The following is a 13,491-nucleotide window of genomic DNA, read 5'->3' as shown; positions in this document are numbered from 1 at the left end:
TCTCGGCGTTCGCACCGAACTGCGCGCCGTCCCGGACGTCTCCGTAGTGTGGGGCTTCAGGGGTTCCACGGTACGGAGGTGGATGTGCGGGGGATTGTCGCGGCGACGGTCGTGCTGGCGGCGTTCATCGGCGGGGTCGCTCCCGCCGCGGCGCAGGAGGTCCCGGCCCCGCAGCCGGTGTGCAAGAACAGCGATTCCCGGCTCAGTGAGCTGTCCGGCCTCGTTTCGGACGGCGATCACCTGTACGCCCTCAACGACGGCGGCACCAAGACACAGGTCTTCGTGCTCGGCCGTGACTGCAAGGTCCAGAAGGTCATCTCGGCCGCGACGGATCCTTACGACCCCGAAGACCTCGCCCGTACCGCGGACGGCACCTTCTGGCTTTCCGACACCGGCGACAACCGCAAGCGGCGGGACACGGTCGCGCTGATCTCGCTCACCCCGCAGGGCAAGGCGACGCTGCACCGGCTCACCTATCCCGACGGCCAACACGACGTCGAAGCGCTGATCATGGATCGCTCGGGTACGCCGTACCTGATCACCAAGGATTTCTTCGGCAACTCGAAGGTGTACCGGCCCACAGGGCCGCTCGCCAGTCCCGGGCCGACCCCGTTGGAGAACGTGGGTTCGCTGCAGATCAAGGAAACCTCGACGCCGGGCGGGCCCGGCGGGTCGATCGGTTCGATGACGGTGACCGGGGCGGCGTCGATGGCCGACGGGTCGGTGGTCGCGTTGCGCACCTACACCGACGCCTATCTCTACGCCGTCACCGACGGAGACTTGAAGAGCGCGTTGCAGCGCGAACCCGTGCGCGTGCCCCTGCCGAACGAGAAGCAGGGGGAGGCGCTCGCCTTCGACCCGGACGGGACCCTGCTGTCCGGCGGGGAGGGCGTCGGAGAGCAGATCCGCGCGGTGAAGGGCGCGGCGGCACTGGCCGTGGACGCGGCCAAATCCGAGGGCAGCACCTCGGGCGGAACGTCGGCGGCGGCCGGGCAAGGCCAGGATTCTGGTTTTCCGTACGTGCAGGTCGGTATCGCCGCGATCGTCGTGATCGGCGGCCTCCTCCTGGTCGGCAGACTCCGCAAGCGGCGCGCCTGAACGAGGAGGACGTGCCCTGCCGAAGCTTGCCGGGTCTGACCCGTGGTCTCGTCCGACCCCGGGATCCCGGCGTGCTCCGGCTTTGGACTGAACGGCTCTGGACTGAACGGCTCCGGACTAAAGCCTGCGGAGAACGGCGACGACCTTGCCGAGGATCGTGGCGTCGTCACCCGGGATGGGGTCGTACGCCTCGTTGTGCGGCATCAGCCAGATGTGGCCGTCCTTGCGCTTGAACGTCTTGACCGTGGCCTCGCCATCGATCATCGCCGCCACGATCTCGCCGGGGTCGGCCGTGGGCTGCTGGCGCACGACGACCCAGTCGCCATCGGTGATGGCGGCGTCGACCATCGAGTCACCGGTGACGCTGAGCAGGAAGAGCTCACCCTCACCGACGATTTCCCTCGGCAGCGGGAAGACGTCTTCGATCGCCTGCTCGGCCAGCACAGGCCCACCGGCGGCGATCCGGCCGACGAGAGGCACATACGCGGCCTTCGCGGCCGACTGCGGCTGCTCGACGTCGATGCCCATCGGGTTGTCGTCCGTCGTGGCGAGCACCCCGACCGCGCGCGGGCGGTTCGGGTCGCGTCGCAGATATCCCTTGCGCTGCAGGGCCTGCAACTGGTGCGACACCGATGAGGTGGAGGTCAGCCCGACCGCCTCGCCGATCTCACGCACACTCGGCGGGTAACCGAACCGGCTCACCCACATCTTGATCACGTCGAGCACCTGCTGCTGCCGCACGGTCAGGGTCTCGTCCACCTCGTAGACCTCGGGCAAGGCGCGCACCTTACCCGAGCCCCTAGGCGCGTTCCCCGCCTTGCTCTCCTTAGCCACCGTCGTGCTCCTTCATCTCCTGCGCCGCCTCCCAGTACGTCCGGTCGCCCGGACCGACTTCGCGTGTCTTCGCCGGTGGCGGACGATCTTGCCGCCCACGGCACCGGCGGCGTCCGCATAGCAGACGCCCTGGTCAACGACGTTAGCCCGACGGGACGACGATTTCAAACATCTGTTCGATGGACACGCCGTGTCGCTCGATTTTTGTCGGTGGAAGGTGGTACACATTCGCACGGACGTTCGATAGAACGCCTGTTCGACCTTGATCGCCGGGTCCGCCCGGCGCTGGACCTGAGTGAAGCAGGACTGCGAGGAGGTTCCGATGTCGATTCTGGCCGACCGAGGACTGGTGCGACCCAGTTCCCCCGGGCCCGTTCCGGCAGGGGTGACCCGGCCCGTGCGGGTGGTGCGGGGCAAGCGCGCCGAACCCTTACGCCCGCCGACCAGGGCACGGGTCGTGGCGGGCCGCCGTCCCGGTGTCGCCACCGCCTCCCCGGCGTGCCCGGCGCCCCGGAGGCTCCCGCTCCGGTGGCCGTCGCTCGTCGCGATGGCCTTGTTGATCGCCGGACTCGTCACCGGATTGGGTCTGTTCTTGGCCGGTGTTCCCGGCGCCGCGGTGCCCGAACGGACCACCACGGTGTCCGTTTCCGCGGGGGAGACCCTGTCGGATCTCGCGGCGCGATTCGCGCCAGGCAGCGACACCGGCGCGGTCATCGCCAAGATCAAGGAGCTCAACGCCCTGGAAGACGCCGTTCTCGTGCCCGGACTGCCGCTCACGGTCCCGGTCGCGGCCGAGGTCGCGGGGGGAGGAAAGTGATCCGGGGGACCGCTCTCACCCGCCATGGGTGACCTCCCCGTTCGTGTCTGATCGACTCGGCCGTTGCGCTTGCGTGCGTCCGACCTGCGATCTAGTCTCCACCGCTATATGTAGTAGTTACATGGCTGTAGTTGGTCCATAGCTTGGGGTAGACTCGGTACCAGTTGTCCACAGCTGGCCGGTGTTCACCCACCGGATGTCCACAGATCGATCCACATGTCGATCTTTTCCGTCGTTGCGTGGCGACGGAAGCGGGCGTCCACTCGGGACCGGCCGGCGCGGAGGGGAAGGTGATCGGCGGATGAGGTGCCCGTTCTGCCGGCATGCGGACTCTCGGGTCGTCGACTCCCGAGAGGTGGATGAGGGTCAAGCGATCCGGCGGAGGCGCTCGTGCGCCGCTTGCGGCCGGCGCTTCACCACTTCGGAGACGATGGTGCTCGCCGTCGTCAAGCGTTCCGGGGTCACCGAGCAGTTCAGCCGGGACAAGGTGGTCCGGGGGGTGCGCCGCGCCTGTCAAGGCAGGCCGGTCGACGACGACGCGCTGCAGCAGCTGGCTCAGCGGGTCGAGGAGTCGATCCGATCGGCGGGGCTGGCGGAGATCCCGAGTCACGAGGTCGGCCTGGCGATCCTGGGCCCCCTGCGCGAACTCGACGGCGTCGCCTATCTCCGGTTCGCCAGTGTCTACCGCTCCTTCTCCTCGGTCGAGGACTTCGAGAAGGAGATCTCGGACCTCCGTGAGGCCATGGCTGCCGCACCGGACGAGAGCGATCGAGACGCGAAAGACGGCTGATGCCGCCTCCCGCGTGGGAGTGAGGGAAGACCCATGACCGAGACCGTGGGATCAGGCAACCCGGCCACAGCGCGGACGAGTGGGAAGAAGAAGCAGGCCGGTGGGCTCACCGTGCGGCGTGTCTTCACCACCGAGGGCGTCCACCCGTACGACCAGGTCACCTGGGAGTCTCGGGACGTCGTGATGACGAACTGGCGCGACGGCACGGTCAACTTCGAGCAACGCGGTGTCGAGTTCCCCGACTTCTGGTCGGTCAACGCGACGAACATCGTCACCAGCAAGTACTTCCGCGGCGCCGTCGGCTCGGCCCGGCGCGAGCAGAGCCTCAAGCAGCTGATCGATCGTGTCGTCCGTTCCTATGTCGGCGCGGGGCGCGAACACGGCTACTTCGCGAGCCCCGCCGACGCCGAGGTCTTCGAGCACGAGCTGACCTGGATGCTGCTGCACCAGGTGTTCAGCTTCAACTCGCCGGTGTGGTTCAACGTGGGCACGACGTCGAAGCAGCAGGTGTCCGCCTGTCAGCCCTATGACGCGCTGGTCAACACTCCCGCGGGCGCGGTACCCATCGGGCGCATCGTCGAGCTGAACGCGGTGGGCGCGAAGGTCTACGACGCGCACGGCCTGACCAAGGTCGTCGCCACGAAAGCGAACGGGATCAAGGAAGTCCTGCGCCTGACGACGAAGTCCGGTCACCGTCTCGACGTGACCGCTGATCATCTCGTCTGGCGCTCGACGGGAAGCGGTGGCTCCTTCTTGCCCGCCGGTGAACTCCGGGTCGGGGACACCCTCGAATGGCATCGGCGCGATGCCTTCGGCGAGACCGAGATCAACGAGCGGGACGTGGCCGAAGCCGCGCTCGCGGGCTGGCTGCAATCGGATGGCTTCGTCGGCCAGTACAAGGGGACCAACCGCTCGCTGACGATCGAGGCCATGACGGTCACCGACGCCGAACTCGCGTGGGTGCAGCGCGCTCTCGACAGGGTCTTTCCCGATGTCCATCGGCACGAGCGGAAGGTCGAGACACAGGATCTGACGCTGGACTGCCGCCGCACCCGTCTTTACGGGACCAAGCTGGAGACCTTCGTAAGCGAGTGGGGTCTGCGTGCTCGTGGTTGTGACATGACGGTTCCCGAGGATCTGAACACCGCGCCGCTGCCCGTGGTCGCCGCCTACCTCCGTAGCATCTTCCAGGCCGAGGGCTACGTATCCGAACGCGAGCGGTCGACGCTGGTCGGGCTCGACATGATCAGCGAAGAGCTCATCCGCGGAATCCAGCACCTTCTGTCCAGGTTCGGAATCTTCGCGCGGGTCGGCCGCAAAACCGAGAAGCGGGCCAACCGGCACGACCTCTGGGGAATTCGCATCCAGAACGCGGGAGACCGCCGGATCTTCGCCGACGCCATCGGTTTTCTCGACCCGGTCAAGGCGGAGAAGCTCGAGGCGTCGTTCGAGAAGCCGGGACGGCCTGCCCTGGAGGCCAAACGGCTGCAGATCGCCGGTATCGAAAGCCGTGGTGAGATGCCGGTCTTCGACATCCAGACGGAGTCCGGGGAGTACCTGTCCGGAAACCTCCGGGTCCACAACTGTTTCATCCTTTCGGTTGACGACACCATGGAGTCGATCCTCAACTGGTACCGCGAGGAAGGCCTGATCTTCAAGGGCGGCTCCGGGGCCGGCCTGAACCTTTCGCGCATCCGTTCCTCACGTGAGCTGCTGTCCTCCGGCGGCACCGCGTCCGGCCCGGTCTCCTTCATGCGCGGCGCCGACGCCTCCGCGGGCACCATCAAGTCCGGTGGCGCCACCCGGCGCGCGGCGAAGATGGTCGTCCTCGACGTCGACCACCCGGACGTCGAGGAGTTCGTGCAGACCAAGGCGCGCGAAGAGGAGAAGATCAAGGTCCTCCGCGACGCCGGGTTCGACATGGACCTCTCCGGCTCGGACATCACCTCCGTCCAGTACCAGAACGCGAACAACTCGGTCCGCGTCTCCGACGAGTTCATGCAGGCCGTCGAGAACCAGGGCGACTTCGGCCTGCGGGCCAGGATGACCGGCGAGGTCATCAACCGGGTCGACGCCAAGAAGCTGTTCCGCACCATCTCGCAGGCGGCCTGGGAGTGCGCGGATCCTGGCCTGCAGTACGACGGCACGATCAACGACTGGCACACCTGCCCCGAATCGGGCCGGATCACCGCGTCCAACCCGTGTTCGGAGTACATGCACCTGGACAACTCCAGCTGCAACCTCGCCTCGCTGAACCTGCTCAAGTTCGCCACCGCCGACGGTGGTTTCGACGCGCAGCAGTTCGCGAAGGCCGTCGAGCTGGTCATCACCGCGATGGACATCTCGATCTGCTTCGCCGACTTCCCGACCGAGGCGATCGGCGACACCACGCGCAAGTTCCGGCAGCTGGGCATCGGGTACGCGAACCTCGGCGCGCTGCTGATGGCGCTCGGGCACGCCTACGACTCCGACGGCGGCCGCGCGCTCGCCGCCGCGATCACTTCCTTGATGACCGGCGTCTCGTACCGGCGTTCCGCCGAACTCGCCGCGGTCGTCGGGCCGTACGAGGGTTACGCACGAAACGCCGAAGCGCACCAGCGGGTCATGCGCAAACACGCCGCGGCCAGCGAACTGGTGCGGACCTATCACGCCAACGACGCCGCGGTCCGCGCGCTCGCGACCCAGGAATGGAAGCGCGGCATCGAACTGGGCGAGATCAGCGGATGGCGCAACGCGCAGGCGAGCGTGCTGGCGCCCACCGGATGCCTGACCGCGGACACCCTGGTCACCACCGACCGCGGACTGGCCCGGCTCTCCGAACTCGGTGATCTGTACGGGGATCACTGGCAGGACGTCGAGTTCACCGTCGCGACCGACGAAGGCCCGCGCCAGGCCACGAAATTCTTCGTCAATGGCGAGGAGCCCACTCGCCGGATCGAAACCAAGGGCGGATATCGGATCCAGGGCACGCTCGCCCACCGGGTCAAGGTAGTGGAGCCGGAGACCGGATCCTGGGTCTGGAAACGACTCGCCGACATCCGGTCCGGCGACCTGGTACCCCTGCAACTGGGCGGTCTGGTCGGCGATCCCCGCCGGGTTCCGCTGCCGGTGCTCGACCAGGCGTACTACGCGGGTGACCGTGATATCCGGGTGCCGGACGAGGTCACCGCCGATCTCGCGGAACTGGTGAGGTACTTCGAAGGCGACGGCAGCCTGCACGCGAAGGGCGTTCGGCTCTGCGTGGCCGACACCGATCTGGATGTCGTCGACCGCTTGCGAATTCTCAGTAAGGATCTCTTCGGTCTGGAACCCGCGGTCCGGCAGTGTCAGGGCTACCAGGAGGTCACCCTTCAGTCCGTCCGGCTGGCCCGCTGGTGGCAGGCGGCGGGATTCGCGAAGGACCTCCCCGGTCCCGACCACACCGGCAAAGGATGGACTCCGCGGGTCCCCGCGAGCATCCGGGAGACCAACGATCCCGAGGTGTACGCCGCGTTCCTGCGCGGGGTCTTCGAGGCGGACGGGACCGTGCTCGAAGGAGTTCCGAGCGTCTCCACTTCCTCGGAGCTTTTCGGCGAAGACCTGCGGAGCCTGCTGCTGGCCCTGGGCATGGTGACCACGACCCGCCGGACGACCAGCGGGTTCGGCGGGACGATTCTGCAGATCCGGCTGCGCAACGTCGACCACGCGATGATCTTCGACGAGATCGTCGGTTTCATCAGCGAACGCAAGGCGCGGTCGTTGGTATGCCTGGAGCCGAACGGATCGGCCAAGGGCGATCGAGTGCACCTTCCTCGGCCTGTGTGGGACGTACTCGTGCCCCTGGGACACGAGTACCGCGATGCGGTCGTGCAGTCGCTACAGAAGACCGGCGGAGTGGCGCGGATGCTGGCCCGCCGGATCTACTCCGAGACCTTCGATCCCCGGCTCGGCCGGGCGCTCGAGTACCTCTTCGAACCCATTGAGTCCAATGAGGACGGTGGCGTCCAGCCCACTTACGACCTGTCGGTGCCGGACAACGTCACCTATGTCGCCAACGGCTTCGTCAGTCACAACACCATCGGCTTCATGATGGACTGCGACACGACCGGCATCGAGCCGGACTTCTCGCTGGTCAAGTTCAAGAAGCTGGTCGGCGGTGGTTCGATGCAGATCGTCAACCAGACCATCCCGCGCGCGCTGACCGCACTCGGCTACCAGGCCGAACAGGTCGAAGCGATCGTCGAGTACATCGCCGAACACGGGCACGTCGTCGACGCCCCCGGCCTGCGTCCCGAGCACTACGAGGTGTTCGACTGCGCGGTGGGGGAGCGGTCCATCGCGCCGATGGGCCATGTCCGGATGATGGCCGCGGTGCAGCCGTTCCTGTCCGGCGCGATCTCCAAGACGGTCAACATGCCGGAGTCGGCGACCGTCGAAGAGGTCGAGGAGATCTACTTCCAGGGCTGGAAGTACGGCCTGAAGGCGCTCGCGATCTACCGCGACAACTGCAAGGTCGGCCAGCCGCTGTCGACAGGCAAGAAGGAGAAGGCCGAGTCCGAGGCCGAAAAGGTCGTCGAGTACCGGCCGGTCCGCAAGCGCCTGCCGAAGAAGCGTCCGAGCCAGACGGTGTCGTTCACCGTCGGCGGCGCCGAGGGCTACCTGCACGCCGGGTCCTACCCGGACGACGGGCTCGGCGAGATCTTCGTGAAGCTCGGCAAGCAGGGCTCGACCCTGTCGGGCGTGATGGACGCCTTCTCGATGTCGATCTCCGTCGGCCTGCAGCACGGGATTCCGCTGGAGTTCTACGTTTCGAAGTTCTCCAACCTGCGCTTCGAGCCCGCCGGCATGACCGACGACCCGGACATCCGGATCGCCACCAGTGTCATGGACTACCTGTTCCGCAGGCTGGCGCTGGACTATCTGCCGTACGAGAAGCGTGCGCAGCTCGGCATCTTCACCGCCGACGAGCGTTCCGCGCAGGTCGAGGCGACCTACGGCGCCACTCCCGCCGCCGAACCGGAGAACGTCGACATCGACGCCCTTCGGTCCACTGTGGACTCGTCGTCGGTGGACCCCGCCAAGCGGGTCGCGCACTCGACGGCGGAACTGGTGGAACTGAACCTCGGCACCGCTTCCGACGCGCCGCTCTGCATGACCTGCGGCACCAAGATGCGGCCCGCCGGTTCGTGCTACGCCTGTGAAGGGTGCGGAGCGACCTCCGGCTGCAGCTGATCTTCCGCGAGTGTCATGAAAGGGGCTTTCAGGACGAATAGTGTCCTGAAAGCCCCTTTCATGACATCGGAGGCGAGTACGTGACGAAGAAGAACGGTCCGGTCGTGGATCCTTCGGCACACGTGGGTCGACACCACTCCCGAACGGATGGCGGCCGACACGCTCGCCGGGTTCCCGGTGCGGTTCGAGTGGGCGCTGGACGATCTGCGCGCGCTGGTCTCAGGACGCCCGATCCTCGCCGAGGGCTGGGGACTGCGCCCGGAACTCGTCGCGCCTCTCCTGGATTCGACGCGGCGGATGATCGTCATGGTGCCCACCGGCGACTTCCGAGAACACCAGCTCCGCGTGCTGCCCCGAGCCGCCGCGATCGCGCACCACGTCAGCGATCCCGAACGGGCGCAGCGCAACCGGATCGCGCGAGATCGTCTGGTGGCCGAGGACGCGGTCCGCGCCGCGAAGGCTCTCGGTATCCGGGTGCTGGAGATCGACGGCTCGCGTGACGCCGAAGCGGTCGCGGACGTCGTCGCCGGGCACTTCGGTCCTTACCTGGCTTGAGCGAGATCGAGGACGAAGGTCGCCACCGCCAGCGCGAGGAAACCGGCGGGGAAGGCGATGTTGTACAGCACGCGGGCGCGCACATGGGTGATGACGGCGCCGACGTAGAACAGCACCAGCCCGGCCGCCGCCGCGGTCCCGAGGTACGGCACCCCGAGCAGGCCGAGCAGCAGTCCGGCCGCGCCCGCGGCCTTCAGTGAGGCCAGCGGCGGGATCCAGGACGGGGGAACGTCGACTTCGGCGGAGTTCTTGAGGACGAACGGGACCCGCGCGAAGTCGGCGGCGGCGATTCCGGCGTTGATCACGATCGTCACGATGGCCACGGTCAGGTAAGCGGAGTACATGCCCCTTGGACGAGTCGCGCGCCCGAAAGGTGACAGCGGTCAGGATCGCCAGCGGTCGAGCACGGCCTCGATGGTCGAGTGGATGCGGTCCCGGGCGGCTTGCCGTTCCACCCCGGCCATGAGGAGGTCGTCGTAGTCGGTGTCCAGGTGCCGGATCGAGGCGACGACGGCGAGGAACACCGCTCGTTCGGCCAGTTCCCGCCCGGCGGCCGACCGGCCGACCCGGCCGCTGCCGCGCAGGCCGGCGTGTTCGGCGATGGCGCGGGCCCGCTCCGGCGGGCAGCCGGGGAACATCTCGGTGATCGCGGCGAAGAACCGGGCGGTGAACTCGACGTCCTCCCTGTCGCGCCGTTCACGATCACGCCCGCGGCGCCGCTCACGGACGTCCTCGTCGGCGAAGCACTGCTCCTCGGCGTCGCGCAACGCCGAGTCCTCGACCAGGATCCCTTGCCGGTCATGGCGTTTCCGTGACCGGTTGAAGCGGGTGACGACGGCGGAAAGCCGGCTCGCCTTCTTCGCCCGGCGGGTCAGGGCGGTGTCGCCCGCGGGCAGGAACACCAGGTGGCCGAGGTCGGCGCAGTCGAGGCAGTGCGGTTTTTCGTTCTCCACGAACTGCAGGTCGCCGGTGCCGCCACAGTCGGCGCACGTCCAGTCCTGCAGCGCCACGGAGACCATGAGATCCGGCGCCTTCCGTTGCCGGGCCTCGACTTGCGCCCGCTTGGCCGCCGACAGTCCCGGCATGATCCACTGCGTCCGGAACAAGGGCTCGAGGTCGCCCGAGGCAGCCTTGAGAGGGGCTCGGTCGCGAGTCGCCCCGATGTGCTCGATCGCCGAACTTTCGAGGTCCTTCGCCGTCGCCCATCGCTGAAGCGCGCTGAGAGCGAAGCTCAGCTTCTCCGTGCTCACCGGCAGTGCCGCGGCCAGCTCGGGAGTCCTGCCCTGCTGCCAGGCCTTGAGAACGTTGTCCGGTAGCCACCCGATCCCGGTCAGGACGTCGAGCGCGGTCACCGATTTCCGTGTGGACAACAGCTTCTCCGCCGTCACCACGACGCGCTGCTCCAGTTTCGCCTCACCCTGCATCGCCGGAAATCCTAGCGATCACGCGGTTTCGGTGCGCGCCCGGTAGGCCCGGATCTTGGCGCGGTTGCCGCAGCGCTCCATCGAGCACCAGCGGCGGTTGCCCGAGCGGGAGGTGTCGAAGAAGAGCAGGTAGCAGTCGTCCGCCGAGCATTCGCGGACGCGGCCGGACCGGTCGCCCGCGACGAGACCGATGGCGTCGCGGGCGACGGCGCCGAGCAGCTGGTTCCCGGTGACGGGCGGCGCCCAGGCGAGTCGCCGCGTTTCGGGGTCGATCACCGGCCGCGGGGTCGCTCCGGTCGCGTCGTTCAGCAGGGTGAGGTCGGCGTCCGACGGTGCTTCGCCATGGGCGAGGGCGGGTGCGACGCGGTAGAGCGCGTCCCGGAGTTCCTTGAGCGCGGCGAGTTCGGACGGCCGGACCTGGACGTCGGTCAAGGGCGCGGTCAGCGCCAGCCGGGAGCCGGTGAACCACTCGGCGAGGTCGGGCGGCGTGTGCGCGATCTCGTAGCGCTCGTACGGGCCGGGGCCGCCGGTCAGCATGAGTTCGAGGCTGAGACTGCCCGGATCGAACCGGTACCGCTCGCCCTGGGCGTTGACGAGCAGTCTTGTTCCCGGAGTCATGTAACCACTATAGTCGGTTTCAGAAACCAGGTAAGACGGTTACGGCGGAGGCATCATGATCGGGAAGACCAAGGACGCGGGCTGGGAGATCGGCGTGTCCAAGACGGTGCCGTATCCGCTGGACCACGTTTGGGAGTACCTCTCGGGACCGGGGCTGACGGCTTGGCTGGGCGACGTGCGGCTCGACCCGGTGAAGGGCGCGCCGTACGAGACGGCCGAGGGCACCGTCGGCGAGGTCCGCGGCTACCGCGAACGCGAGAAGATCCGTCTCACCTGGTGGCCGAAGGGCTGGGACCACGAGAGCACGGTCCAGGTGGCGCTCCGGAACGCCGGGCCGGACAAGACCGTCGTGGTCTTCCATCAGGAGCGGCTCGCCGGGCCGGAAGAACGTGCCGCGCAACGTGAGCACTGGCAGGCCGTGATGAAGGTCGTCGTCGACGGCCTCGGCTGATCAGGACAGTGCTCGCCGCGCCTGCTCGCTCAGGGCGCCGGTGATCCGTTCGGGACTCAGGCCGAGTTCGCCGGTCTGGTAGAGGAAAACCTCCGGGGCGAGCGGTGCCAGCAGGATGTCGGCGAGCGCGTCCGGATCCTGGGCGCCCGCCTGTTCGGCGAGGAAACGGACGTGGGTGCGCCACAGCCGGTACGGGCCGGTGGTGAACCGTGAATGGCCGACCTCGGTGCCGAGCACGAGGTGCGCGTGCCGGGTGAGCAGCCCGATCATCGCCGCGTAGAACGCCGCCAGCCGCTCGGCGGGTGACGCGCCGGGGCCCAGTGGGGGAGGGCCGGTGAGCAGCCGTTCCTGCAGTTCCCGCTCGTGTTCGTCCAGCAGGGCGACGGCGATCGCGGAGCGGTCCGGGTAGCGGCGGTACAGCGTGGCGCGGCCGACCCCGGCGGCTTGGGCGATGTCCTCCATGGTGACGTCCGCGGCCGGGCGTGCGGCGAAGAGCTCTTCGGCGGCCTTCAGGATCTTCGCGCGGTTACGGGCGGCGTCCGAGCGTTCCCGGCCCGGGCCGTTCGCGAGGAGATCTTCTGTCGGCATGTCCGCAGCCTAGGGAATATCCGGACGTGACGTCCACTTGTACCGGGCGAAGCAAGTGGACGCCGTGTCCACTTCCTGGTCCGGGAGGCCCGATGAGCCACCTTCTCCACCTCGACTCCAGCGCCCGCAGCGCGTCGTTCTCCCGCGAGCTGAGTGCTCGCTTCGCCGATGTCTGGCGGGCCGCGCGCCCCGGCGCGGGTTACACCTACCGCGACCTCGCCGCCCGGCCGGTCCCGCCGATCGGCCAGGCCTGGACCGAGATCTGCGACGCCCTCCTGATGGCGGGCATCACCGATCCGGAGGGCTACGCCTCGGTGGTGAAGACGCCGGAGCAGCGCGAGGCCTGGGCCGTGATCGAGCCACTGCTGGCCGAACTGCTCGCCGCCGACGTCGTGCTGATCGGGGCGCCGATGTACAACTTCTCGATCCCCGCGACGCTCAAGCTGTGGATCGACCAGGTGACGTTCCCGAAGATGTCCTTGGCGGGCAAGGCTTTCGTGGTCGCGGGTGCCCGTGGCGGCACCTACCTGCCGGGAACGCCGCGTGAGCCTGTCGACCATCACGAGCGCTACCTGCGGGACTTCTTCGCCGGGCACTACGACGTCCACGACGTCACGTTCCTGCACGCCGAGCTCACGAACGCGCTCGTCGACCCGCGACTCGGCCCGCGCGATCCCGACCGGGCCGCGTCGCGGGAGGCGGCGCTGCGGGCGGCGGAAACGCTCGCCTCGACCGGAACGGCCGCCTGATGGGCTGGGGAGTCCTGCTGCTGGCCGGAGTCGTCGAGGTCGCCTGGTCGCAGAGCATCAAGCCCACGGAGAACTTCACGCGGCTCTGGCCGACGGTGCTGTGTTTCGTGCTCGGCGTCTCGGCGGTCTACCTGCTTTCGAAGGCGATGGACTCGCTTCCGGTGGGGACCGCGTACGCCGTGTTCACCGGGATCGGCGCGGTGGGCGCGATCGTCTTCGGCATCGTGATCCACAATGACCCGCTCAGTTTCGGGCGGTTCGCGGCGATGGCGCTGATCGTCGGAGGGGTGGTGCTGGCGAAGGTGACGGAGTGAACCGGGTGTCAGGAAAGGGGCTTTCCGGACGAACAGCGCTGA

At 68.0% G+C, this 13,491-nt stretch carries 13 protein-coding genes; 8 read left to right on the top strand and 5 right to left on the bottom strand.

The genetic code is table 11. From position 1 onward, the window contains the following. Positions 1-84: 84 nt before the first annotated feature. Positions 85-1,098: a hypothetical protein gene (locus tag ACLJPX_RS25220; protein WP_410602239.1), complete on the top strand. Its 1,014-nt coding sequence runs from the start codon at positions 85-87 to the stop codon at positions 1,096-1,098. A gap of 117 nt (positions 1,099-1,215) precedes the next feature. Here the strand turns inward: ACLJPX_RS25220 and lexA are convergent, their stop codons facing one another. Continuing rightward, positions 1,216-1,932 carry a transcriptional repressor LexA gene (gene lexA, locus ACLJPX_RS25215; RefSeq protein ID WP_184902249.1) on the bottom strand — a complete coding sequence of 239 codons (717 nt, stop codon included), beginning with the start codon at positions 1,930-1,932 and terminating at the stop codon, positions 1,216-1,218. Between the two features lie 322 nt (positions 1,933-2,254). Between lexA and ACLJPX_RS25210 the strand changes: the two genes are divergently transcribed. The 4 genes from ACLJPX_RS25210 (at position 2,255) to ACLJPX_RS25195 (ending at position 9,305) form a co-directional block, all read left to right on the top strand. Continuing rightward, complete coding sequence (locus tag ACLJPX_RS25210) at positions 2,255-2,749, top strand: LysM peptidoglycan-binding domain-containing protein (protein WP_410602238.1); 495 nt, start codon at positions 2,255-2,257, stop codon at positions 2,747-2,749. A gap of 301 nt (positions 2,750-3,050) precedes the next feature. Then, entirely contained in the window at positions 3,051-3,539 is a 489-nt protein-coding gene (gene nrdR / locus ACLJPX_RS25205) for a transcriptional regulator NrdR (protein WP_026467942.1), read from the top strand. A gap of 33 nt (positions 3,540-3,572) precedes the next feature. Continuing rightward, on the top strand, positions 3,573-8,750 hold the full coding sequence (locus ACLJPX_RS25200) for an adenosylcobalamin-dependent ribonucleoside-diphosphate reductase (protein WP_410602237.1): 5,178 nt from the start codon (positions 3,573-3,575) through the stop codon (positions 8,748-8,750). Positions 8,751-8,897: 147 nt separating this feature from the next. Next, positions 8,898-9,305 carry a hypothetical protein gene (locus ACLJPX_RS25195; RefSeq protein WP_410602236.1) on the top strand — a complete coding sequence of 136 codons (408 nt, stop codon included), beginning with the start codon at positions 8,898-8,900 and terminating at the stop codon, positions 9,303-9,305. On the opposite strand, the gene ACLJPX_RS25190 is transcribed toward ACLJPX_RS25195, so the two are convergent. Genes ACLJPX_RS25190 through ACLJPX_RS25180 form a run of 3 tightly spaced genes read right to left on the bottom strand, consistent with a single transcriptional unit; the run spans position 9,293 to position 11,347 of the window. Beyond that, complete coding sequence (locus tag ACLJPX_RS25190; protein WP_410602235.1) at positions 9,293-9,649, bottom strand: DoxX family protein; 357 nt, start codon at positions 9,647-9,649, stop codon at positions 9,293-9,295. The two genes, ACLJPX_RS25195 and ACLJPX_RS25190, sit on opposite strands and share 13 nt — an antisense overlap. Before the next feature lie 39 nt (positions 9,650-9,688). Then, positions 9,689-10,729, bottom strand: coding sequence for a DUF2293 domain-containing protein (locus tag ACLJPX_RS25185; RefSeq protein WP_410602234.1), 1,041 nt, complete (start codon positions 10,727-10,729; stop codon positions 9,689-9,691). Positions 10,730-10,747: 18 nt separating this feature from the next. Beyond that, entirely contained in the window at positions 10,748-11,347 is a 600-nt protein-coding gene (locus ACLJPX_RS25180) for a CGNR zinc finger domain-containing protein (RefSeq protein ID WP_410602233.1), read from the bottom strand. A 55-nt stretch (positions 11,348-11,402) separates the two neighbouring features. Between ACLJPX_RS25180 and ACLJPX_RS25175 the strand changes: the two genes are divergently transcribed. Continuing rightward, complete coding sequence (locus ACLJPX_RS25175; RefSeq protein WP_410602232.1) at positions 11,403-11,798, top strand: SRPBCC domain-containing protein; 396 nt, start codon at positions 11,403-11,405, stop codon at positions 11,796-11,798. On the opposite strand, the gene ACLJPX_RS25170 is transcribed toward ACLJPX_RS25175, so the two are convergent. Then, positions 11,799-12,386 (bottom strand): TetR/AcrR family transcriptional regulator, encoded by a 588-nt coding sequence (locus tag ACLJPX_RS25170; protein WP_410602231.1) that lies wholly within the window; start codon positions 12,384-12,386, stop codon positions 11,799-11,801. Positions 12,387-12,478: 92 nt separating this feature from the next. On the opposite strand from ACLJPX_RS25170, the gene ACLJPX_RS25165 reads away from it, so the two are divergent. Both ACLJPX_RS25165 and ACLJPX_RS25160 read left to right on the top strand, forming a co-directional pair. After that, positions 12,479-13,135 carry an FMN-dependent NADH-azoreductase gene (locus tag ACLJPX_RS25165; protein WP_410602230.1) on the top strand — a complete coding sequence of 219 codons (657 nt, stop codon included), beginning with the start codon at positions 12,479-12,481 and terminating at the stop codon, positions 13,133-13,135. After that, positions 13,135-13,449 (top strand): DMT family transporter, encoded by a 315-nt coding sequence (locus tag ACLJPX_RS25160; protein ID WP_410602229.1) that lies wholly within the window; start codon positions 13,135-13,137, stop codon positions 13,447-13,449. The genes ACLJPX_RS25165 and ACLJPX_RS25160 overlap by 1 nt, the downstream gene beginning before the upstream one ends. Positions 13,450-13,491: the final 42 nt, after the last annotated feature.

The sequence above is a fragment of the Amycolatopsis sp. lyj-90 genome (genome assembly GCF_046549035.1).
Lineage (GTDB): Bacteria > Actinomycetota > Actinomycetes > Mycobacteriales > Pseudonocardiaceae > Amycolatopsis.
The sequence above is the reverse complement of the archived record's forward strand: the minus strand, read 5'-3'. Positions and strand labels throughout refer to the sequence as shown.

Excerpts from the sequence above, each read along its gene's own strand:
- ACLJPX_RS25210 (WP_410602238.1), top strand. The coding sequence starts at position 2,255 with ATGTCGATTCTGGCCGACCGAGGACTGGTGCGACCCAGTTCCCCCGGG.
- nrdR (WP_026467942.1), top strand. The coding sequence starts at position 3,051 with ATGAGGTGCCCGTTCTGCCGGCATGCGGACTCTCGGGTCGTCGACTCC.
- ACLJPX_RS25200 (WP_410602237.1), top strand. The coding sequence starts at position 3,573 with ATGACCGAGACCGTGGGATCAGGCAACCCGGCCACAGCGCGGACGAGT.
- ACLJPX_RS25195 (WP_410602236.1), top strand. The coding sequence starts at position 8,898 with ATGGCGGCCGACACGCTCGCCGGGTTCCCGGTGCGGTTCGAGTGGGCG.
- ACLJPX_RS25190 (WP_410602235.1), bottom strand. The coding sequence starts at position 9,649 with ATGTACTCCGCTTACCTGACCGTGGCCATCGTGACGATCGTGATCAAC.
- ACLJPX_RS25185 (WP_410602234.1), bottom strand. The coding sequence starts at position 10,729 with ATGCAGGGTGAGGCGAAACTGGAGCAGCGCGTCGTGGTGACGGCGGAG.
- ACLJPX_RS25180 (WP_410602233.1), bottom strand. The coding sequence starts at position 11,347 with ATGACTCCGGGAACAAGACTGCTCGTCAACGCCCAGGGCGAGCGGTAC.
- ACLJPX_RS25175 (WP_410602232.1), top strand. The coding sequence starts at position 11,403 with ATGATCGGGAAGACCAAGGACGCGGGCTGGGAGATCGGCGTGTCCAAG.
- ACLJPX_RS25170 (WP_410602231.1), bottom strand. The coding sequence starts at position 12,386 with ATGCCGACAGAAGATCTCCTCGCGAACGGCCCGGGCCGGGAACGCTCG.
- ACLJPX_RS25165 (WP_410602230.1), top strand. The coding sequence starts at position 12,479 with ATGAGCCACCTTCTCCACCTCGACTCCAGCGCCCGCAGCGCGTCGTTC.
- ACLJPX_RS25160 (WP_410602229.1), top strand. The coding sequence starts at position 13,135 with ATGGGCTGGGGAGTCCTGCTGCTGGCCGGAGTCGTCGAGGTCGCCTGG.